The organism is Alteromonas sp. KC3 (assembly GCF_016756315.1).
Lineage (GTDB): Bacteria > Pseudomonadota > Gammaproteobacteria > Enterobacterales > Alteromonadaceae > Alteromonas.
Window position 1 is genome coordinate 400,399 of record NZ_AP024235.1, and the last position, 22,462, is coordinate 422,860.

General features: G+C 44.8%; 19 protein-coding genes. 6 read left to right on the plus strand and 13 right to left on the minus strand.

From position 1 onward, the window contains the following. The first annotated feature begins 280 nt into the window (after positions 1-280). The 3 genes from parC (at position 281) to JN178_RS01745 (ending at position 5,421) form a co-directional block, all read left to right on the plus strand. Positions 281-2,560, plus strand: a complete 2,280-nt coding sequence (parC, locus tag JN178_RS01735) for a DNA topoisomerase IV subunit A (RefSeq protein ID WP_202263300.1) — start codon at positions 281-283, stop codon at positions 2,558-2,560. Positions 2,561-2,717: 157 nt separating this feature from the next. Beyond that, the gene (locus tag JN178_RS01740) at positions 2,718-3,257 is read left to right on the plus strand and encodes a heme NO-binding domain-containing protein (protein ID WP_202263301.1); all 540 of its coding nucleotides are present in this window, start codon (positions 2,718-2,720) and stop codon (positions 3,255-3,257) included. A 7-nt stretch (positions 3,258-3,264) separates the two neighbouring features. Then, entirely contained in the window at positions 3,265-5,421 is a 2,157-nt protein-coding gene (locus tag JN178_RS01745; protein WP_202263302.1) for a putative bifunctional diguanylate cyclase/phosphodiesterase, read from the plus strand. Positions 5,422-5,531: 110 nt separating this feature from the next. Here JN178_RS01745 and JN178_RS01750 read toward each other — a convergent pair whose 3' ends face one another. From JN178_RS01750 to rpe, 8 genes are all read right to left on the minus strand, one after another. Continuing rightward, positions 5,532-6,338: a DUF1338 domain-containing protein gene (locus JN178_RS01750; RefSeq protein ID WP_202263303.1), complete on the minus strand. Its 807-nt coding sequence runs from the start codon at positions 6,336-6,338 to the stop codon at positions 5,532-5,534. Positions 6,339-6,438: 100 nt separating this feature from the next. Continuing rightward, positions 6,439-7,908, minus strand: coding sequence for a succinylglutamate-semialdehyde dehydrogenase (gene astD / locus JN178_RS01755; RefSeq protein ID WP_202263304.1), 1,470 nt, complete (start codon positions 7,906-7,908; stop codon positions 6,439-6,441). A 14-nt stretch (positions 7,909-7,922) separates the two neighbouring features. Continuing rightward, positions 7,923-8,960, minus strand: coding sequence for an arginine N-succinyltransferase (gene astA, locus JN178_RS01760; RefSeq protein WP_202263305.1), 1,038 nt, complete (start codon positions 8,958-8,960; stop codon positions 7,923-7,925). A 20-nt stretch (positions 8,961-8,980) separates the two neighbouring features. Next, positions 8,981-10,189 carry an aspartate aminotransferase family protein gene (locus tag JN178_RS01765; protein ID WP_202263306.1) on the minus strand — a complete coding sequence of 403 codons (1,209 nt, stop codon included), beginning with the start codon at positions 10,187-10,189 and terminating at the stop codon, positions 8,981-8,983. A gap of 399 nt (positions 10,190-10,588) precedes the next feature. Next, positions 10,589-11,752, minus strand: coding sequence for an HDOD domain-containing protein (locus JN178_RS01770; protein WP_202263307.1), 1,164 nt, complete (start codon positions 11,750-11,752; stop codon positions 10,589-10,591). Positions 11,753-11,941: 189 nt separating this feature from the next. Continuing rightward, entirely contained in the window at positions 11,942-12,535 is a 594-nt protein-coding gene (locus JN178_RS01775) for an anthranilate synthase component II (RefSeq protein WP_202263308.1), read from the minus strand. A 37-nt stretch (positions 12,536-12,572) separates the two neighbouring features. Then, positions 12,573-13,580, minus strand: a complete 1,008-nt coding sequence (gene trpS, locus JN178_RS01780; protein ID WP_202263309.1) for a tryptophan--tRNA ligase — start codon at positions 13,578-13,580, stop codon at positions 12,573-12,575. A 31-nt stretch (positions 13,581-13,611) separates the two neighbouring features. Further along, positions 13,612-14,289, minus strand: coding sequence for a ribulose-phosphate 3-epimerase (gene rpe / locus JN178_RS01785; protein ID WP_159627348.1), 678 nt, complete (start codon positions 14,287-14,289; stop codon positions 13,612-13,614). Positions 14,290-14,709: 420 nt separating this feature from the next. On the opposite strand from rpe, the gene JN178_RS01790 reads away from it, so the two are divergent. The 3 genes from JN178_RS01790 to JN178_RS01800 all read left to right on the plus strand — a co-directional run bounded on the left by JN178_RS01790 (position 14,710) and on the right by JN178_RS01800 (position 16,199). Further along, the gene (locus JN178_RS01790) at positions 14,710-15,438 is read left to right on the plus strand and encodes a TorF family putative porin (protein ID WP_159627347.1); all 729 of its coding nucleotides are present in this window, start codon (positions 14,710-14,712) and stop codon (positions 15,436-15,438) included. Positions 15,439-15,680: 242 nt separating this feature from the next. Further along, positions 15,681-15,989, plus strand: a complete 309-nt coding sequence (locus JN178_RS01795; RefSeq protein WP_159627346.1) for a hypothetical protein — start codon at positions 15,681-15,683, stop codon at positions 15,987-15,989. A 9-nt stretch (positions 15,990-15,998) separates the two neighbouring features. Further along, a complete protein-coding gene (locus JN178_RS01800; protein WP_202263310.1) occupies positions 15,999-16,199 on the plus strand; it encodes a DUF2970 domain-containing protein in 201 nt (66 codons plus the stop codon). An 11-nt stretch (positions 16,200-16,210) separates the two neighbouring features. Here JN178_RS01800 and JN178_RS01805 read toward each other — a convergent pair whose 3' ends face one another. From JN178_RS01805 to JN178_RS01825, 5 genes are all read right to left on the minus strand, one after another. Continuing rightward, positions 16,211-17,101, minus strand: coding sequence for a Dam family site-specific DNA-(adenine-N6)-methyltransferase (locus JN178_RS01805; protein ID WP_202263311.1), 891 nt, complete (start codon positions 17,099-17,101; stop codon positions 16,211-16,213). A gap of 186 nt (positions 17,102-17,287) precedes the next feature. After that, positions 17,288-18,706, minus strand: coding sequence for an SPOR domain-containing protein (locus tag JN178_RS01810; RefSeq protein ID WP_202263312.1), 1,419 nt, complete (start codon positions 18,704-18,706; stop codon positions 17,288-17,290). A 91-nt stretch (positions 18,707-18,797) separates the two neighbouring features. Further along, complete coding sequence (gene aroB / locus JN178_RS01815; protein ID WP_202263313.1) at positions 18,798-19,865, minus strand: 3-dehydroquinate synthase; 1,068 nt, start codon at positions 19,863-19,865, stop codon at positions 18,798-18,800. Positions 19,866-19,899: 34 nt separating this feature from the next. Beyond that, on the minus strand, positions 19,900-20,415 hold the full coding sequence (gene aroK / locus JN178_RS01820; protein WP_159627341.1) for a shikimate kinase AroK: 516 nt from the start codon (positions 20,413-20,415) through the stop codon (positions 19,900-19,902). A gap of 269 nt (positions 20,416-20,684) precedes the next feature. Further along, the gene (locus JN178_RS01825; RefSeq protein WP_202263314.1) at positions 20,685-22,460 is read right to left on the minus strand and encodes a type IV pilus secretin PilQ; all 1,776 of its coding nucleotides are present in this window, start codon (positions 22,458-22,460) and stop codon (positions 20,685-20,687) included. Between the last annotated feature and the right edge of the window lie 2 nt (positions 22,461-22,462).

Sequence of the window (22,462 nt, forward strand, 5' to 3'; positions counted from 1 at the left end):
GCTCATTGCCTGATACTCGCTTGGAATGAACAAAAAGTGTACCGCAAAGGTCAACACGCTCTAGGCTCTACCCTTTTTTGTATTAAACCACTGTCTTAGTGTAATGACAAAGTCTACGGTAAAGGCCAACGTACACAGCTTAACAGTTTGTATAACAAGGATTGCACCTAAACACGGTTTACCCCACAATAAGCTAGCGGGTAATTGCGCTAAAATATCTGCTTAGTAATAATAGGTTCTTGCGAACACTTCAGTATAAATAACAAAATGAATAAACATCATGAGTGACGAGATCATCATTAGCCGCGACGGGGTAGAACAACTTCCTCTGCGACGTTTCACCGAAGACGCTTATCTTAACTATTCCATGTACGTCATCATGGATAGGGCGCTTCCCCATATTGCAGACGGCTTAAAGCCTGTGCAGCGTCGAATTATATATGCGATGTCAGATCTTGGCCTAAGCGCGAACGCAAAGTACAAAAAGTCGGCGCGTACGGTGGGTGACGTGCTAGGTAAATTTCATCCTCATGGTGATTCAGCTTGTTATGAAGCAATGGTGCTCATGGCTCAGCCATTTTCGTACCGTTATCCCTTAGTTGACGGTCAAGGCAACTGGGGAGCACCTGACGATCCAAAATCATTTGCTGCGATGCGTTATACCGAGGCAAAGTTGTCACGCTTCGCGGAAGTACTGCTCAATGAGTTAGGTCAAGGCACAGTAGATTGGGTCCCTAACTTTGACGGTACCTTAGAAGAGCCAAGTGTATTGCCAGCGCGTTTACCTCATATACTTCTTAACGGCGTGACGGGTATTGCCGTGGGCATGGCAACGGATATTCCCCCGCACAACGTGAGAGAACTTGCCAATGCGTGTGCCATGCTACTTGATGACAGCAAGGCCGAGTTAAAAGATGTGCTTGAGCACGTAAACGGGCCAGATTATCCAACCGAAGCTGAAATCATTACACCGAAAGCGGATATACAAAAACTGTATGAAACAGGACGTGGCTCAATAAAAATGCGCGCTGTATATATGGAAGAAAATGGTGATGTCATTATTACCGCACTTCCGCACCAAGCGTCAGGAGCCAAAATTCTTGAGCAAATAGCCGCACAAATGCAGGCGAAGAAGCTACCGATGGTAAGCGATCTTCGCGATGAATCGGATCATGAAAACCCAACACGTTTGGTCATCACGCCTCGCTCTAACCGCGTTGATGTAACACAATTAATGCAACATTTATTCGCTACCACCGATTTGGAGAAGAACTATCGTGTGAATTTGAACATGATAGGACTTGATGGGCGTCCACAAGTGAAAGACTTGCGCACTATCCTGTGGGAGTGGTTGCAATATCGCAAAGACACGGTGACGCGTCGATTGCAGTATCGCTTAGATAAAGTGCTTGCTCGACTGCACATTCTAGAAGGTTTGTTAATTGCGTTTTTAAATATCGATGAAGTTATCGAAATTATCCGCACTTACGATAAGCCAAAGCCAGAATTAATGTCGCGTTTTGGCTTAAGTGATAAACAAGCAGAAGCCATTTTAGAATTGAAACTTCGTCATCTTGCGAAGCTCGAAGAAATGAAAATTAAGGGTGAGCAAGATGAATTGGCAGCAGAGCGTGACAAGCTTCAGCAATTACTAGGGTCAGATCGTCGCTTGAAGACGCTGATTAAAAAAGAAATTCTCGCTGACGCTGAAAAATACGGTGACGACCGTCGCTCACCAATTATAGAGCGTGGCGAAGCAAAAGCCCTATCTGAAAAAGAGCTAGTACCTGCTGAATCAGTCACAGTTGTACTGTCTGAAAAGGGATGGGCGCGTTGTGCGAAAGGGCATGACATTGATGCAGAAGGTTTAAGCTATAAGGCTGGCGATGCTTACTTATCGAGTGCTGAAGGTAAAAGTAACCAACCTGCGGTCTTTATGGACACATCAGGGCGTACCTTTGCTTGCGATGCGCATGGGCTTCCATCGGCCAGAAGCCAAGGAGAGCCGCTAACAGGGCGCTTCAGTATTGTCGGCGGAGAATCCTTCGAACATGTCATTATGGCGCAGGATGAAAGTAAGTTTTTAGTCGGCTCTGATGCAGGCTACGGCTTTGTGGGTACGTTCAAAGATATGGTAAGCAAAAATAAGGCGGGTAAAGCGTATTTGTCATTGCCCACTGCGGCCAAAGTGATGAAGCCTACTGCTGTGTCTAACCCTGAATCTGACTGGTGTTTGAGTATTTCAAACGAAGGTCGTATGTTATTGTTCCCGCTGAAAGACTTACCAAGCCTTGGGAAGGGGAAAGGGAATAAGCTCATCAATATTCCTTCAGCCAAGGCGAAGTCTCGCGAAGAATTTGTCAAAGTACTGACCGTGGTGCCTGATGGTGCGTCTATCAAAGTATCAGCAGGCAAGCGCAACATGACGCTTACTGCGGACGATTTAACCCATTATCAAGGCGAACGTGGACGTCGCGGAAACAAACTTCCACGCGGCTTACAGCGTGTAGACAGCGTTGAAGTGGTCTTCGAGGAAAGTGCTTCTTCAACAGAAGACTGAGTAAACCATGCATAAAAAAAGCGCCGATACAGGCGCTTTTTTTATGCGTATTGAAAAGCTTTTGTAGATTGACGAATGCTAATTTTACCAGAAAGTTTAAGTTGTTCTTATGCTTAGCTGGACTACACTCATAAAAGAAACTAAATGAGGAACGTACATGCTAGGCATAGTTTTTACATCGTTAATTGATATGCTGGAAGAAAAGGTGTCACCAGAGTTTGCTGACGATGTCATTGTTGAAGCAGAGCTAGAGAATGACGGAGCGTACACAGCGGTTGGTTACTACCCTTTTGAAGAAATGCAGCGCTTGCTCAGCGTTTTAGTGAAAAAAACAGGTAAATCGGCCAATGAACTTTTATATGATTTTGGCTATTACCTTTTTGGAAAGCTTGGTGCTGTGCACGGCGAAGTGCTCGCAAATGCCAATGGAATGTTAGATATGCTTGAGCATCTGGATGGCGATATCCATGTGCAGGTGAAGAAGTTATATCCCGATGCGGATCTTCCCCGATTTACGGTGCTTTCACGCACCGATAATGCAATGCGTCTTCAATACTACTCAGAGCGAGAACTTTTTTCTTTAGCCGAAGGGCTTATGGATGCCGCTGCCGACTTCTATGGGTGTAAATTAGCGCGGGAAACCTATCAGATAGATAAGCCTCATACTTACGAATTTAGCATTTCACTATTGCAGTAATACAGTTATGTCAGGCAAATCGACTTACACAGAAAAGCAATTTGCCGTTTTGCAAAGGCGGTTAAAACGTCAACGTGTTGCACGGGAGTCAGCGGAAGCTATTCTGACCCAAAAAAGTCTAGACATGTACAACATGCTACAGCAAAGCAAGCTTGCCCAGAAGAACCTCGAGCTTGCACTGTGGGCGTCACAAGAGTCATTTTGGAGTTGGCAAGCTGAAACGGATGTGATGGAAATCCGTTCTTTTTCGCTACATTCTGAAAGCGTTTCAACGTGGTCAGGTACGCTTATTCAGTTAATGCGGCGCGTGCATGAAGACGATATGGAGAATTTGCAGTTTCATTGGACCATGGCACTGCACGGTAATCGTGAGCGCATTGAGTTTTCATTTCGCTTAAAACTAGATCGTGACTACCAGTGGGTACGTTTAAGGGGGCGCGTGCTTCGACGAGGATTAGCAGGAGAAGCACTTCATATTGTTGGTACCACAAAAGATATCACTCAACAGCGAAAAGCAGAACAATCGTTTCATTTGATGGCCTCTGCGTTTGCCAGTTCTAGAGAGCCTATGTTGGTACTGACTCCCAACTTGATAATAACGGAGTGCAATGAAGCGTTTATTGAGTTGCTAGGTGCAGGTACAAAAGAGCAATGTTTAGGTGTAAATTTCAACGAACTATTAACCGAAGAGAAGGTTGATCAAACGCGGTTGGTAGACGAAAAGCAGGTTCGCTTCGAGTCGAAAGTTGTCACTCAAAAAGGTGAAGGCAAGGTGGTGGATGTTTCACTGGCGCTATTTGACACGTTTCAGCAGGCCTCTTCCTACCTTATCGCGACAATGCGCGATATAAGCGATAAGAAACGCAGCGAAATTCGCTTGCGCCAACTGGCACTGCACGACGATTTAACCGGGCTTGCTAATCGAAACGCGTTGCGTGAAGCGGTGACAAAATATGCGAATGAATCGCAGCACTTTCTACTTGTTTTTGTCGACTTAGACGGTTTTAAAGCGATTAACGACAATGCGGGACACGAACGCGGTGATGCCGAGCTACAACGCATTGGTGCTTTACTCACGGGAATGTTCGGCCCAATTGGTGAAGTAGGACGTTGGGGCGGTGATGAGTTCATTGTGGTATTGCCTGAACAAGACATTGATAGTGTTGTTGAAAAGTCACAGCAATTGATTAAGCAAATAGAAGAAGACGTTATCTACGCGAAAAACACGGAAATGCGTTTATCTGCAAGCATTGGAATAGCGCAGTACCCTGAGCATAGCGACAGTATAGAAAGCTTAATTCAATGCGCCGATGCGGCCATGTATCAAGCAAAAGAGCTTGGTAAAGGGCAAGCGTTTGTATACGAACCTGGGTTATATGAAAGTATGACTCAGCAAATCAGCATGGCCAATGACTTACGACGCGCTGTTGAAAATCACTTGCTCGATTTTTATATCCAAGGCAAGTATGCATCAAATGGTGAACTAAAAGGGGGAGAGGTACTGTGTCGATGGATATCAGGATTACACGGCGTGGTTTCCCCCACCGTTTTTATTCCGATAGCAGAAGAACAGAAACTCGACCGCGCCATAGGCTTGCAAGCGTTAGAGTCTGCTTGTGATTATATTTCCATTATGGAATCACAGCAGGGCGAAGCTATTCCCATGTCGGTAAACATCACAGCCAATCAGTTGCTAGATTCAAACTTTCCTGATGAAGCTGTGCATATTTGTTCGCTAAGTCATGTTTCTCCTGAGTGCATCGAACTGGAATTAACAGAATCGGCATTTATTCGCGATGAAAAGCAGGCGCTTCGCGCATTAACCGAACTACGAGAGAGGGGGTTTAAGTTATCACTTGATGACTTTGGAACCGGATTTTCGTCGTTGAGCTATTTACGTAGCTTTCAATTTGAAGTGGTGAAAGTAGATAGAAGCTTGGTGCAAGGTATTCACAAAGACAGCAAGGCAAATGCATTGTTTTTAGGGTTAGTTGCGATGCTTAAAAGCTTGCAAATTGATGTGGTCGTTGAAGGTGTGGAACTTGAATCTTACTTACCGTTTATTGAACAAGCCGACGTGCATTTGATGCAAGGTTTTTATTTTGACAAACCTATGCCTTACGATCAGTTTCTTGCTCGTCACACTCACGATCCGTCACGTTAAATCTTGCCCATGACGAGCACTAAAATAAGAGGCACTTATTGGCTAAAAAAAAAGCCCACACACTGCAATTAAGTGAATGGGCTTTTTGTATGCTTAAGACTTAACGCGATTTATTTGGCGTTAGTGCTTTCAAAGATCTTGTCTGCAGAGGCAGCCACGAAACCTTGGTAACGCTCACCATTTGGCATGTCGTAGCGCTGTGCAAATTCATAGAAGCAACTTGGAATTGATACCGTTTCGTCACTGAAGACGACGTCAGCGCGATCAGCCATGGTAGACGACTGTGCTAAGAAAACGTCTGGACCACCTTTGATTTCGCCGCCTGATGTATTAAGCACAAAGCCTGCTTCTTTCAATAGGGTATTAACGTCTTCAAGCTCGTTGGTACGAGTAAGATGGTTTACACTTACCGTAAAGTGGTTCGCACGGAATCCCCATGCCGCCATCCACGCCGCATATTCAGACTCGTTAAGCAGGGTATCATATTCTGCTTTTGTCACGTCCCAATGCTTGCCTGAGTACAAAAAGTTATCTGCTTCAACCACTTCAGCTGGCATTTGTTCGACCATTCTTTTGATAATGGCTTGCGCATCTTCTGATAGTTCGTTTACACGTAACTCACTGATAAATACTTTAGGCTTGGTATCGTCTGGATGTTCAAAATGCTTTGCCGTTAGCTTTTTGGCTTCAAAGTCATAGTCGCCTTTCGCTTCGTAGCCCAATGCAAGAAAATGTGCCGCGAGCTTGTCTAGACGCGTTTTATCAAGCGCAAATGTTCTAAACGCAACATGGTCGTTAACGATGTCGTTCGTGTTTTCTTCTCCAGCTAACAGCGCGTGAATTTTGTGCGCAGAAGGAGTGATAGTCACGTAATCGTCCCACATGTTGCTAAACAACGTATCGATGCTGCTATGCATAGTTGTAGGGTCCTTTCTGTCTTCTACTTTTTTTTAAGTAGGTTTGAATATGTAGGGTAATAATGTGGCTATCACCAATACAGTGTTAGCCACAGTAGTATTACATTGTTAAACCAGGGCTTAACGCTCCAGGCATGGTAACTTTTTCAAGTTCCACAGAAGCGACTGGATACGCACAGTAATCTGCCGCGTAGAATGCACTGGCGCGGTGGTTACCGCTATCGCCCACGCCACCAAATGGTGCGGCACTGCTGGCACCCGTAATTGGGCGGTTCCAGTTAACAATTCCTGCGCGAATACGCGCAAAGAAATAACGATAGTCTTCTTCGTTGTCGCCTAACAGACCCGCTGAAAGACCGAAGCTGGTATTGTTCGCTTCTTCAATGGCTGCGTCAAAGTCGGTATAACGAATGACTTTAAGTAGTGGGCCAAAGTGCTCTTCATCAGGTAGCGAAGACAGCATGTCCGTCACATCGATAATCCCCGGAGTTGCGAACCCTTTGTTCTCGACTTTTTGTTCTAAGCGAACTAATACCTTACCGCCAAGGTTTTCTAGCTCTTGTTGAGCCTTTACCATTAGCGCAGCAGCATTACTTGAAATCATTGCACCCATAAATGGCTGATCTTCAGCGTCGTAATCGCCAACTTTGATGTTTTTAGTAACTTCAATTAAACGTGCAAGTATTGCGTCGCCTTGTGCGTCTGCAGGTAAAAACAGGCGACGTGCGCAAGTGCAGCGCTGACCTGAAGTAATAAATGCAGATTGCACGATATCATGTACCGCTGCATCAACATCTGCTACATCTTTAACGATTAGTGGGTTATTGCCACCCATTTCAAGGGCTAAAATTTTGCCGGGGTGACCTGCAAATTGTTCGTGCAAGATTTTACCCGTGCGCGAACTACCGGTGAAAAATAGACCGTCGATGTCATTGTGAGAAGCAAGCGCTTTGCCCGTTTCAACTTCACCCTGTACTAGGTTAAGCACACCGGCCGGTAGACCTGCCGCGTCCCATAGTTTAACCATCTCTTGCGCAACCATTGGGGTTAGGTCGCTTGGTTTAAATACAACGGTGTTGCCTGCAATCAGTGCAGGTACAATGTGCCCATTAGGAAGATGACCTGGGAAGTTGTAAGGACCAAATACCGCCACCACGCCATGCGGTTTATGGCGAATAAATGCTTTGCCCACAGGCATGGGGTTTTCAACATTACCGGTACGCTCAAAATACGCTTTTTCTGAGATGCCGATTTTACCTATCATGGCGCCCACTTCGGTGGCCGTTTCCCATTCAGGCTTGCCTGTTTCCTTAGCCATCACTTTTGCAAGGTGCGCTTTCGCTTCTTCAAGCTTGGTGCCGTATACCTTGATGATTTCAAGGCGCTCTTCTACGGTTTTCATGCTCCACGCAGGTAATGCGGCACGCGCTGCATTAATCGCATTGTCAATTTGGGTGGCAGTAGCAGACTTGCCTTCCCAAATTACTTCGTTCTTAGCTGGGTCAATTGACTTAAGGTCATGACCTTGTCCGGCAACCCATTCACCGTTTATAAAATGTGTATGTAGCATTGTGGGTGTCCTTATTAGTCTCTAAACGTTACAGGTGCAAAGCGAACTTCTTCACCTTCTTTAACGTTAAGTGCCGCAGCAGCTTGGCGAGACAATACAGCAACGTTTTGCTCTTCGCTTACTGTCATCTCGGTGGCTACGGCGCGAAAATCAGAAATTGAGGTGTTGATTATATAATGCGTTTGGCCTTGGGCCGCTGCACTGTCATCAATAACCACAGGTAGTTTTAAACTCGATTGTGCCGTTCGAATATGGCTAAGGTTTGCTTCTACCGTCGGCCCTGCATCAAAAATGTCTACGTAACCGCGACATGAAAAGCCTTCTTCTTCAAGAAGCTGTAATGCGGGGCGTGTTTTCTCGTGCACCTCTCCAATCACATCTTGTGCTTCCTTACTGAGTAAGTTCACATAGATAGGATATTTAGGCATAAGCTCGGCAATAAATACCTTGTTGCCAATACCCGTTAAGTAATCAGCAGTTGGAAAATCCAACGAGAAGAAATGCGTTTCAAGCCATTCCCAAAATGGTGAGCGACCTTCTTCGTCACTTACACCACGCATTTCTGCAATAACGGTCTCAGAGAAACGCTCGCGGTGTTCCATCATGAACAAGAAGCGTACTTTTGATAGAAAGCGTCCGTTAATGCCGCCACGTGCCTGCTCGCGAAGGAACAGTGTACAAATCTCTGTTACGCCAGTGTAATCGTTACAGAAAGTAAGGATATCCACTGTGTTATGGATGTTAAGCTCACGCGATGCATGTACCACTTTGCTCAAGTGGTAATGATAAAACGCATCATCTATGCCAACGGCAGCCTCAATACCTGTCGTACCGACCACCTGGCCGGTGGTGGTATCTTCCATTACAAACAAGTATGACTCATCGCCAGGCTCGGTAACGTTTGCTTTGTTAAACGCAGTTTCGGCACGATCAATTTTGCGTTGTAGTAACTCGTCGTTAACGGGCAAAGACGTAAAGCCTATGCCCGACTCGACAGCTATCTCTTTCAGCGCGTTATAATCTGCTTTTGTGATAGGGCGAATGATATTCATGTTCGCTACTCGTGTTGTAATTATTCGGCGTTTACAACGGCAGCTACCGCGCGTTCGAAACGTGCAAGACCTTCTTTGATGTCTTCATCTGGAATTACCAGTGATGGCGCGAAACGAACAACGTTCATGCCAGCAACAAGACACATTAGATTCTCTTTTGTTGCCGCCATCATAAAGTCGCGTGCACGACCTTGATATTTTTCATTTAGCGCGCAACCAAGAAGCATCCCTTGACCACGAACTTCTTCAAAAACATTGTACTTATCGTTAATCGCTCCAAGCAATTCACGGAACAGTGCTTCTTTCTTAAGAACACCTTCCATAACTTCTGGTGTGTTAACAATATCAAATGCTTTTTCTGCCACAGCACACGCTAGTGGGTTACCGCCGTATGTGCTTCCGTGTGTACCTGCCTTCAGATGCGCGCCAATTTTAGTTGTGGTTAGCATTGCACCAATTGGGAAACCACCGCCAAGTGACTTAGCTGTAGTCAGAATATCTGGTGTTACACCAAGACCCATGTATGCATACAGGTGACCGGTACGGCCAACACCTGATTGTACTTCGTCAAAAATAAGTAGTGCGTTGTGCTTGTCACAAAGCTCGCGTACGCCTTTTACAAAGTCAGCATCTGGTGGAATGATACCGCCTTCACCTTGCAGCGGCTCCATCATTACCGCACAAGTTTTGTCAGAAATCATTGCTTCAAAGGCAGCAAGGTCGTTGTAATCACAGTGATCTACTGCACCTGGCTTAGGACCGAAACCGTCAGAGTAAGCCGCTTGACCACCTACCGTTACGGTAAAGAATGTACGGCCATGGAAGCCTTTATTGAAAGCAATAATTTGGTTTTTCTCTTCGCCGAAATTATCTAATGCGAAGCGGCGCGCAAGTTTAAGTGCAGCTTCGTTTGCTTCTGCACCTGAGTTTGCAAAGTAAACCTTCTCTGCAAACGTCGCATCTGTCAGCTTCTTAGCAAGGCGAAGTGCTGGCTCATTAGTAAATACGTTACTTAAATGCCATAGTTTGCTGCCTTGCTCGGTTAATGCTTTCACTAGCTCTGGGTGGCAGTGACCTAAAACGTTTACTGCAATACCGCCTGCAAAGTCGATGTACTCAGCACCATCTTGATCCCAAACACGCGAACCTTCACCACGAACGGGTACCATACCTGCCGGGTTATAGTTAGGAACCATTACATCATCAAATGTAGCGCGAGTTACGTTCATCTTTGTTACCTCTGCGTTGGGCGCCAAACACACAATGTGGTTTGCAGTTTGTTACTCTTATGACGAAAGCGTTTATTCTTTTCACAAGCAACAAAAGCTGACTTAGGCGCGTAAAAACTAATCGAAATTGGCTAACAGTATGCCATTTTTTTTAACATTTGTCTTCACTGTAAATGGCTGTAGCCCTTTATTTATAAGGACTGTGGCTTAATTTGCATTAAAAGTGAATAACTATTAAATACTGATATATAGCTTTTAGTGTTAACAAGGAATACCAGTACGAGAAAGGCGTAAAGGTACATTGGGGGTCAGTGTATCCTTACAAAAATTCGCCTGATATTGAGTAAAAAGGTAGCACTCATTCGAATAATGAGTGCATGAATATCCAATAAAAATTTACTAATGAGCTTCGTTTTTCACCAAAGGGAGGGTGAAAACGTCAATAGATTTTAACACTTCAAGGCTTCCAGTTGGGTATTTCTGCTCGCTAAAAAGTGGTTTAATTTCTTTCATTTCAACCAGTTTGAGTTGATGCAGCATACGTACTTGCGCATAAGTGCGAGCTTGATGAAGCGTTTTACTAAGCGTTTTTCGTTCCACTGGCGCATTGTCTGCACATAATCGCATAGCGTCAGCTAAGCGTAACCGTGTCATTTGCATATGCGCAAAAATGTCTGCGGTAACCGAGTCGGCAAACTCTTGCTGTAGTGCTATTAAGTGATTTGCAGAAGGTGTAATTTTAAGTAGCGCAGCGTGACGTTTCTGCTCTTTATCTTTTTGACATTCTTGTAGCAAATGCATTTGTATTTTGTCGAAAAGTTTAAAGTACAAACGAGTGACCGCACAGCGACCCAAATTGCTGAGTATACCCAGTGTATAGGCTTCATTCTTATTTAAGCCTGTTTCACCGGCCAAATGCTTTGCGGTTAGTGCAACGCCAGTGGCATAGGCTAGGTACTTTTGCTTTATTTGAGGGTATGGGTCGGTCACTTGAGGTAACGCACGCTTAAGAACGAAGTAGGGGATTAACAGCCTTAAGTTCTCTATGCCCAAGAAACTCAGTGCTGTTCTTAACGTTTCTACCACAATAATGCGCCCACGAGAGTCCTTGCGGCGAAAACGCGGAGTATTTACCACTGCAATGAGATCGTCATAAAGCCACGGCATGCTAGCGGCGATGGGTTCTAGCTTCGAAATAGTGCATGCCCTTACCGATAATGCATCGAGCAACTCACCCATATTTTCTGGTATGGAAAGGGTCGCTTGGCATAACTCGGCTGTGTGACTCAAATACTCAGTCATTTCTCCAAGGAGTATTTCATGTAGTTGATGATTTATACTCTCGACGTAACTCGCTTCTGATTTTTGTTGAAGCCGTTTGTTCTCGATAGCAACTTTTTCTACATGTAAGAGACGACGGCGTGCATCGCCTTGCTCAGATTGCTCATAGGTGACTTCACCGACACGACGACGCCCAAGCATTTCAAAAACACGCTCAGGGGAGACAATCATATTTTCAAAACGATCATCGATTGTAGGTGGCATTGAAGCCCCAATCGTCATGTTAAAAACACTCCTACTCATTACTTTCTTTACAACGGCAACACTATCGTACATGGGGCCTACTACTTCGCTAAACCCGGCGTGGGTAAAGTACCCTGCGGGTGGATTGATATGCCCCTGTTCTTATACTCAGTCAAAAGTAAATGATAAAACAGGGAATTGCGAATAGGTTATCGGCCCACCCTGAATTTACTTAAGAGAAACCGCCGGCTGTTTTAAAAATGCATGCAAAACGTCATGGCCATGCTGGGTTAACAGCGATTCTGGGTGGTATTGTACACCCCAAATAGGATATTGGGTGTGTGAAATAGCCATAATTTCCCTTTGACCACAGGCGGTTTCGCACCAAGCGTCTACACGCAGTGTCGAAGGAAGTGTATTGGGCTCCAGTACGAGTGAGTGGTAGCGAGTGACATCGAAGCGTTCTGGAAGGCCGGCAAACAGTCCTTGATTTGAATGTTGAAGCGCAGATACTTTTCCATGCTTTATTTCCTTAGCGCCTACCACTTTTGCGCCAAATACCTGCCCAATCGCTTGGTGGCCGAGGCACACTCCCATAATAGGGAGCTTTCCAGCAAAATGTTGGATGGCAGCAAGGCTAATACCTGCTTCATTAGGTGTACAAGGGCCCGGAGAAATAACAAGCTGTGAGGGCGATAGGTGCTCAATATCGGCAAGTGATAACGCATTATTGCGTATCACTTCAACATCAGCACCTAGTTCTGTGTAGTACCGCGCCAGGTTATGCGTGAACGAATCAAAGTTGTCAATTAACAGCAACACAGCCGCGATAAACCTCTGTCATTACAATTGCGATGCGTTACGGCTTTGGAATAAACCCAACAGCGTCGTAGACCTTCTTAAGGGTTTGTGCGGCGCGCGCGCTGGCTTTTTCTGCACCTTGGCGCATGACTTCGTCAAGATAAGCGCGGTCTGCACGAATTTCGGCATAGCGCTGCTGAATAGGCTCTAAAAGCGAAACAACCGCTTCGGCCACATCGCCTTTTAAATGGCCGTACATTTTATCAGTGTACTCTGGCTCAAGCTCTTTCACAGGTTTCCCGGTTGATAAAGACAGCAGCGTAAGCAAGTTAGAAACCCCAGGTTTTTCTGTTGGGTTAAAGTAGATGTTTGCTTGCTCGTCAGAGTCAGTGACTGCACGCTTTATCTTTTTAGTCAGCTTTTTAGGCTCTTCTAGAAGACCAATGAAGTTATTAGGGTTGGTATCAGACTTTGACATCTTCTTTTCAGGCTCTTGCAAGCTCATGATGCGAGCACCAAAATCTGGAATGTAAGGATCAGGTAGGCGGAATACATCACCGTATAAATTATTCACGCGTGTAGCAATGTCACGAGTAAGTTCAAGGTGCTGTTTCTGGTCTTCTCCTACTGGTACTTTATCTGCTTGGTAAAGCAAAATATCAGCAGCTTGCAAAACCGGATAGCTGTATAAGCCTACGTTAATATTGTTTTCATTTTTCGCCGACTTATCTTTGAATTGAGTCATGCGGTTAAGCTCGCCCATTTGCGCATAGCAGTTCAGTACCCACGAAAGCTGTGCATGCTCAGGGACATGTGATTGCATAAAAATAGTGCTTTTTTGCGGGTCGATACCACAAGCAAGGTAAAGTGCTAAGCCGTCAAGACAGGCTTCGCCGAGTAATTTAGGATCTTGTCTTACAGTAATTGCATGAAGATCTACAATCATATAAAGACAATCGTGATCGTCTTGCATGGAAACCCACTGTTTAAGTGCACCCATATAGTTGCCAAGGGTAAGTTGTCCAGAAGGCTGACAGCCACTTAATACAACGGGTTTATTACTCATTTGTCTTTACCTGTATTACGTTTTTAAAATGTTATGCTTTTGATAATGCCGCGAGTTCGTGGCGCATTTGGCCAATAACGTCGCTATAGTCATCTTGAGAAAAAATGGCTGAGCCTGCTACAAACATGTCTGCACCCGCTTCAGCTATGTCGCGAATGTTATCTACTTTTACGCCACCGTCAATTTCTATTCGAATGTCGTAGCCACTTTCTTTAACTCGCTGTTTAACGGCTCGCACTTTATCGAGGGTGCTGGGAATAAATTTCTGCCCGCCGAACCCAGGGTTAACCGACATTATTAGGATGTGGTGTAGCTTATCCATAACGTGATCAAGGTAATGTAGCGGCGTAGCGGGGTTAAATACCAAACCTGGTTTGCAACCCGAATCAATAATTAGCTGGAGTGAACGATCTATATGTTCAGATGCCTCTGGGTGAAAGCTGATATAGCTCGCACCAGCCTTAGCAAATTTTTCAATGAGATCATCGACCGGTTTCACCATCAAGTGAACGTCGATTGGCGCACTTATTCCATAGTTGCGCAGTGCTTCACAAATCATTGGTCCAAAGGTGAGGTTGGGCACATAGTGGTTATCCATGACATCAAAGTGCACCACATCTGCTCCCGCTTTTAATACTGCTTCTACGTCTTCGCCCAGTCGAGCAAAGTCGGCTGACAATATGGAAGGGGCTATCAAAAATGGTTTCATGGTGCATCCTTTAAGTGAACATCCAAATGCGTTGCCCGATAGAACCTTGAATAAGCTCAACGAGTTGCAAACGCGTGAATTCAGCGAAAGTTTACCCAAAAGCGCATCTGTTTACTACGTATTGCAATAAACAGTCTTTCGATGCGCACTAAATCAGTCGCAAATACCCACAATGCACTGCCCAATTTTGGTGAGGTCGCGTTAAGTTGGTGCATGTTTATTCAGTTTGTCTGCATGTGTATTTGCGCGGTGTGATTTTTTTATAAAATTAAATTAATAAAATTCAATTACTTATTGGTTTGTTGTGCGTTTTTTAAGATGAACCATAAATGGGCATTAAGTTTGCGTTATCCAGTCCAAAAATAAGAAGACAGAAAAACAAATTACAACAACAAATTTGAATTTCACTGGAGAACACACATGAAAACATCTACAAAAAGAACATTACTTGCCGCTGCTATCTCTTCAGCGTGCCTATTAACTGCGATGCCAAGCTATGCTGAAGGCGAGTTCACTGCAAACGCAGGCGTGAGCAGCAACTACATTTGGCGTGGTCTTACACAAACCACTAACGAAGCTGCTGTTCAAGGTGGTATTGATTACGCGCACGAAAGTGGCTTTTATGCGGGTACTTGGGCGTCTAACGTAAACTACGGTGCGGGTGATGTGTACTCATACGAGCACGATATGTATTTCGGTTTTTCTGGTGAGTCAGACGGTGTTGCCTACGACTTCGGTTACCTTTACTACAACTACGACGACGAAGCTAACTTCGATTTTGCTGAAGTATACGGTAGCGTTGGTATGGGTGGACTGAGCCTAACCGTTTATCTGCTAGCACACACAGAAGCTGATGAAGGCGAAGGCCAAGACTTTGGCTTCGCGCAAGCGTCTTATACTTCACTTGATTATGCGTTTGAAGTACTTAATGGCACAGAGTTAGGTTTACACGTAGGCTATCACGAAGGTGACTTTGCAGAAGCGTTCAACGGTGTAGAAGGCTACGTTGATTATGGTATTTCACTGTCTAAAGATGGCTTTAGTTTCGCTATTACAGGTACAGATCTAGACGATATGGGTGGTGAAGACGAATTTGATAACGACGCAGTGAAATTCACTGTTGGTTACTCGATGGATTTCCAACTGTAATTGTGAGTTAGTGTTGGGCCAAGGTAGGCCCAATGAACGTTGAGTTAAAAGCCTAATGCTGTCATTAGGCTTTTTATATTGTGCTTAAGAATAAGGTTTCGCAGTATTGGTGTTAGCAAAAGCTTACAGTGTAGAAAACCTATTTTTGTGCACTTACTTATTTTAGTAACAATAGTCTTGTTCCAACGTTCGATTTGATTATAATGAGATTAATTTTTAAACGAGTGCTAGGAGTATTCAGGATGAAAGTTCTCCCTTTTTTTGCAGTGTGCGGTAGCGCCGCGTTACTTAGTGTAGCGTTGTCGTCTGCGCCTCAATCGCGCTCGTCTGTCTGTAACTATCAACCTGTTACCGAGTTTAATCCTAAACTTCCGGCAAGCCACATTCAAAATCAATGTGCCCGTCATAAAGATGGCGTTGAAGAGGTAAGTTGGTTTTCTTGGATAGCAGGCAAGTCGCCGTCATTTCAGTTTCACTTTCTTGACCTACTCGAACTGCTGCACAGTGATGATGGCAGCGTTGATTTCTCTTCTTCGCCTAACGACGCTTAAGGTGTGATTATGCAATCTGGTACTGGTTTTTGGTCAGTTCTGGGGAGTGTAATTGCTAGTCTGTTTGGTGTTCAAAGTCACAAAAATTACGAACGAGACTTCACAAAAGGCACCTTTATTAGTTTTGCAATTATTGGCGTTGTGCTAGTAATTACCTTTGTGGTTTTGCTGTTTATGTTCGTGAAGTGGTACAGCGGCTACAGTACTTAATCAAACCGCGCTTATATAGAGGGCACCACTACAGGTGACTTCGCTTTTCTTTTTCTCACTTTCGCTTTTGGCAGCACCTTCGCTGGCGGAAAGTAAGCCAATATCTCATCTACAGGTTGTCGCTTAGCACCATTTTGGCTAATTGAACGCTTTACTGAAAGCATGCTGAAATCAGCACCATGATAAAGTGAACGTGTTAGTGGCAAGTCGTGATTGGAAATCAGCACTGGAATACCGCGCTTTTTAGAGGCTCGGGTTGCAAGTTCTGCTAGCTTTTCTTGAGAATCTTGTCCAAAGCTGCGAGCCGCGTAACTCGTAAAAGCAGCCGTTTTACTAATAGGTGCATAAGGCGGATCGCAATAGATCACGTTGCCTCTTCGCGCCCTTGAAAACACTTTTTCAAAAGGCAAGCAGGTAAACGTAGCCTTTTGTGACTTCTCAGAAAAAACGAACATTTCATCTTCGGGAAAGTATGGTTTTTTATAGCGCCCAAAAGGAACATTAAATCGGCCCTGCAGGCTGTAGCGACACAAACCGTTATAACCATGTCTGTTCAGATACAAAAAGAGTATGGCTCGGTAATACTCATCCTGTGTACTGTTGAACTCTTCTCGCAATGCATAATACATTTTTTCGTCGTTACGCTTGTCGCAGAAAAATTCACGCGCATCATTAATTAATGCATCGGGTTGTGCTTTTAAAAAGTTGTACAGGTTAATGAGATCAGGGTTGATATCATTGAGAAGGTAACGTTTGTATTGCGTATTCAAAAATACAGAGCCGGCACCAACAAACGGTTCAATAAGTTTGTTAGCTTGCGGTAATCTGGCTTGAATGTGCTCTACCAAGCTATATTTGCCACCGGCCCATTTTAAAAAGGCCCGGTTTTTCTTTTGCATCATGCTTAAACGTTACTACCTACACGGACTGAAGAAGGTGGTTATTCCTAACGTCGCCGAAGGCATTGCCGGGGAAGGGTCTTTTGACATCACCACACTAAAGGTAGATTGTAACTTTCATCGCTAATGTGAACAACCAGCAAGTGAGATAAGCGCGCGATTTTAGCGCACTATTAGGCAATAGGTGATTTACGGATTGTTAGTCAGAGCTAACTCTTTGAGCACTTGCTCGCCATTCTTAACAAAAGCGTTCTGTTTGCCTGGAAAATCGGGCAAAGTGCTGCGTGCTTGCTGCGCGTCATTAAAATTGGGATAAAGCGTCTTATCAACTACAACGAACCAATCACCACCGTAGCGTTGGGTCTTGTAAACGCGGGTTTTATCGTAAAGTCCGTACTCCAACAAAAATTGCTCAAGTACTCGCTCATCTTTCATCGCTAGCATCTGAATGGCATACTGAGATGGACCTATCCATACGTTTTCAGTGTTAGCCTCGTTCTCTTTCTCGTTCTCGTTATTAGCACTCGCAACAGCGATTGGCTTTTCATCAACAAGGGTGGTTGGCTCAATGACGTCGCTATCTTGGTTTGGGCGCTGGGAATCATCAGTAATGGCACTTTGTGTTTTGTTGCTTGGCCCTAAAGATGAAACAGCCGTGTTCCAGTCAGTGACCAAGTTCGCATCGTCATTTAACAACGGTGCTTCCTGTTCACTCTCACTCACTGTAACAACGTCGATAGTAGCAATATCATTAGGAGAGGTGCTATCGCCAGTAATCTTTGTGTCATTACGGGTAGTGTCTTGGTTATCAGTATTTTCTTCAAGCAACGAGTCGTAGGCTGAGCCTGGTACTGCTTGAGGAGCTGTAGTATTGGTATTGCCGCTTTCGATAGGCGCAAACAGACCTGATAGATTGCTGCCATATTGCCAGTAGACCAAGCCAGCAAACGTAACAAGAAAAATGGCTGCTATAGCACCATATAGCCACTTGGATTTTAAGGGGTTGCTAAACGTGAGTGTATTTTCTCTCTGTCGGTTTTCTAGGTGCGCTTGAAATGCTTCACGTCGAGACGCAATCATTTTGTCGAGGTCCGACTCAAACGTGGGCTGCTCACTCATAACCGACTGGCTACTTATAATGAGTGGCGTTTCAGTATTTTTGGCAGGCAGCCACTGTTTCGCATTTTCTGCCCATTGGCTGTTGGCAAAAAGCAAAACGTTCATGTGTTGTTTGTTACCCGCAAACCGGCTTTGTAGCACTAAATCCCATAATTCCTGTAGCAATTTGTCAGGAAGGTGGTGCGCTTGTGTGATTGCTATGAGAATAGGCCCTTCATGGCCGTTTAAATCTACAAGAAGTTCATTTAGAGGTCTTACGAAACTTCCAACCACTTGCCCGAGTAGTTGACGGCAGAGCTGACGACGATAGTCAGACGTGTCCATATTCTCTTGCGCGGTCAGGTAGGCAATTTCGGTGTCATCATGTTGCTGAAAGACAAACGCCTCTAACGTTTTTTGTTGCTCAGCAATAGACTCACCACTGACAAAAATCAGTTGTGATGAATAATTTACCAAGTACTCCAAACGTTCATGCAGTTCACTTTGCACGGAAGTTCGCCCCTTCGATATACGAAATTAGCCAAGTGGCTTAAACATATTTATTGTACTGTACGTTTTAGCCAAAGCGTGTCGATGAAGGTTAAGATAGTAATTCAGACAATATCGCGTCGGTTACGTCTTTTGTCACAACCGCTTTACCGATACCCTGTGGAAGTACAAAGCGAATATTACCTGCCTCAACCTTTTTATCGCGCTTCATGTGCTTAACATAGTCGTCTTTATTCATGTCGCTAGGCCCTGCTACGGGAAGCTTGAACGTTTCAAATAACGCACTAACACGACGTGTTTCTGACGGTGTAAACCATGACAGCGCTTCTGCTGCTTTACAAGCAAGTATAGTACCAGCGGCTACGGCTTCACCATGAAGCCAGTTGCCATAACCTTGCTCAGCTTCGATTGCGTGGCCAAACGTGTGACCGAGGTTAAGTATGGCGCGTAATCCGCCTTCTCGCTCATCTTTTGCTACCACATCAGCTTTAATTTCACAGCAGCGAAAGATAGCCTGACTCAATGTATTTTTGTCTAGCGCAGTAAGGGGCGTGACGTTTTGCTCTAACCAATTAAAAAAGCTCGCGTCGTAGATAATTCCGTATTTGATAACTTCAGCCATACCTGCTGCAAACTCTCGAGCAGGTAAGGTGGTAAGCGTGTCAGTATCAATGGCGACAAACTGCGGTTGGTAAAACGCACCAATCATGTTTTTACCAAGTGGATGATTTACAGCAGTTTTACCGCCTACCGAAGAGTCGACTTGTGACAATAGGGTAGTGGGTACTTGAATAAAAGGCACACCACGCTGATAGGTTGCAGCAACAAAGCCTGTTAAGTCACCAATTACACCGCCACCTAATGCAATTAATGTGGTGTCACGGGCTGCGTTGAGTTCTAGCAACCGCGTCATTACAACTTCAAACTGGGTTAAGTTCTTATGCTGTTCGCCATCGGGTAACACAATGGTTTCAACGTGGACATCGCCACAAGCTTTAATGACAGTGTCGAGGTACAGTGGCGCTATCGCCTCGTTGGTAACGATAACCGCTAGAGGGCCTTTTATATAAGAACGAAAAAGGCCAGGTTGCGTAAGCAGCCCAGCCTCTATTTGTATAGGATAGCTACGGTCTCCAAGTTCCACAGTTAAGGTTGACATGGGCGTAGCACCTCCTAATTTATAGTGTTTTTATTTATAGACCAATTTTGCTAATAATTTGGTTTGCTACTGCGCGTGCAGATTGGTCGTCTGTATCTACCACGTAATCGGCCACTTCTTCATATAGTGGGTTACGCATTTCTGCAAGATCGCGAAGTACCTTCTCAGGGTCTTCATTTTGTAGCAAAGGACGACGCTTGTCGCGTTGTGTACGGGCAACTTGCTTATCGATAGTGGTTTGCAAGTAAACAACAATACCGCGGGCAGATAAACGATTGCGTACCGCTTTAGTTACTATAGAGCCGCCGCCTGTGGCAAGTACGATACCTTGCTTATCTGTCAGGTCGTTAATGACGTTCTCTTCGCGTTTGCGGAAACCGTCTTCACCTTCCAAATCAAAGATCCAAGCGATATCAGCACCAGTACGGCGCTCAATTTCCTGATCCGAATCAAAAAAATCTAGGTGAAGTTCGTCTGCCAGATGTCTACCGATGGTACTTTTGCCAGCACCCATTGGGCCAACTAAAAAGATATTACGTTTTTCAGCCATATTTGCTTATATCACAACTTAATCATGTTAGGGGCAGTGCACTGTTGCCTTACCAGCCTACCCATTGACTCGTGCCTATTTAGTGTCCAATAAGCACCACTCCTTAAACCTCGCTAAAATTTCGAGAGCGCGATTATCTCAGTTTCCTGCAAGGCGTTGCAAGTTTTGTTACTAACAATTAGCGTATACCTGTAAATTTACTTACAAAAAAGTGTCAAAAACAAAAAAACGCGCTGTAAAAAGCGCGCTTTTAGGCTCGTATTCTGGCGTTAAGGACGTTCAGTTACAATTTTAGGCGTTACGAAAATAAGTAGCTCACGTTTTTGCTGTAACTGAGAGGTATTTCTAAATAGCGCGCCCACGACTGGCAAATCGCCAAATAGGGGTACTTTTGTCACACCGTCAGAGCTGGTCTGCTGGAATATGCCACCTAGTACAATGGTCTCGCCATTTTCCACCAATACCTGCGTTTTTATTTCTTGAGTATCAATGGCAACGGCATCACCCGTTGATGTAGAAACGGTTTCGCCTCGCGTATCTTGTGTCACAACCAAATCAAGAATAATACGGTTGTCAGGGGTAATATGCGGTGTCACTTTGAGCGATAGTACCGCTTTTTTGAATTCGACTGATGTTGCGCCTGATGATGTTGCCTGAACATAGGGTATCTCAGTACCTTGTTCTATGTAAGCTTCGTGCTGATTGGCTACAGTGATACGCGGGCTGGCAATAATTTCACCTTTGTTTTCAGACTCAAGTGCAGATAACTCTAAATCCAAAATAGTGCCATCAACCAAGCTGGCTACCTGAAACCCGATGCTTGCTGCTGACGTACTTGCAACGGGTAGATTAACGTTCAGGCGATCGCCAATTGTGGGAATAACGCCACCGGCTATAGTTTCAGCGCCTTCAATTGAACCCGATACGCCATTGTCATCTTGACGATCACTAAATCCCCAACGCACACCTAGTTGTTCATCAACATTGTCCAGCACGGTAACCATACGGCTTTCTATGAGTACCTGTTTTACAGGGACGTCCAGGGCATCAATCATTTTTCTGGCTTCATCAATTGAAGCCAAGGTATCGCGAATAAGGATCGTGTTGGTACGTTCGTCTACGGTGACACCACCACGGTCAGACAAAATACCGCCTTCAGTAGATTTTAAAATAGTCGCTAAGGCGGCTGCTTTGGCATAATTTACGGGGATATTGACTGTTTGTAGCGGTGCTAAATCAGACACTTGTTTCTTTGACTGAAGCGCTTGAGTTTCACGCGCTGACAATTCTTCTGCAGGTGCGATAAGGAGAATGTTACCTTCTAAACGCTTATCAAGACCTTTAACGCGAAGGATCATATCAAGTGCTTGATCCCAAGGAACGCCAGATAAAGATATTGTGACATTGCCTGTGACAGTATCGGTAGTAACAAGGTTAAAACCATTAACTTGGGCAATAATCTGCAATACTTGTCTTACAGGCACGTCTTGAAAATCAAGAGAAATTGGGTCGCCCGTGTACTTTGTTTCGCTCTCAAGTGCTTCTTGTTGCTCAGCGTCCATGGCTTTTACTTCGATTCTAAGGACGCCATCGTTAATGGTATTTTGAACAACTACCGTGCCCGCATAATTCACTTCAATACGTGCGTCGTTGTCATCTTCGAAGGTTTCAATAGTTGAAACCAAGGTTCCAAAATCAGCCACATTTAACTCGACAAGTTGGTCCTCATCAAGCTTGGTATTGGCCAATGTTACCGACACTTTCCCTTGTGACTCAACTAACTGTAGTTTGGGCGTATCGCCTGTAAATGAAACCAGTGTAATTGCCGCGCGGTCTGCACCTTGCGTAAAGTCGATATTGGTGACTGTAGTCGTGACTTGCGCCTGACGCGCTTGCACTTGTGGGTCTACCAACAGCGGCTCTTGTGCCTTAACCGGTGCCATAACAAGTGTGAGAGATAGCAAGGTAGCGATCGCCGCGGCAAGCCAGTACCAACGAGGTACTCTACGATTCAGAGATTTGTTGAATATGTATCGCTCGGCCATGT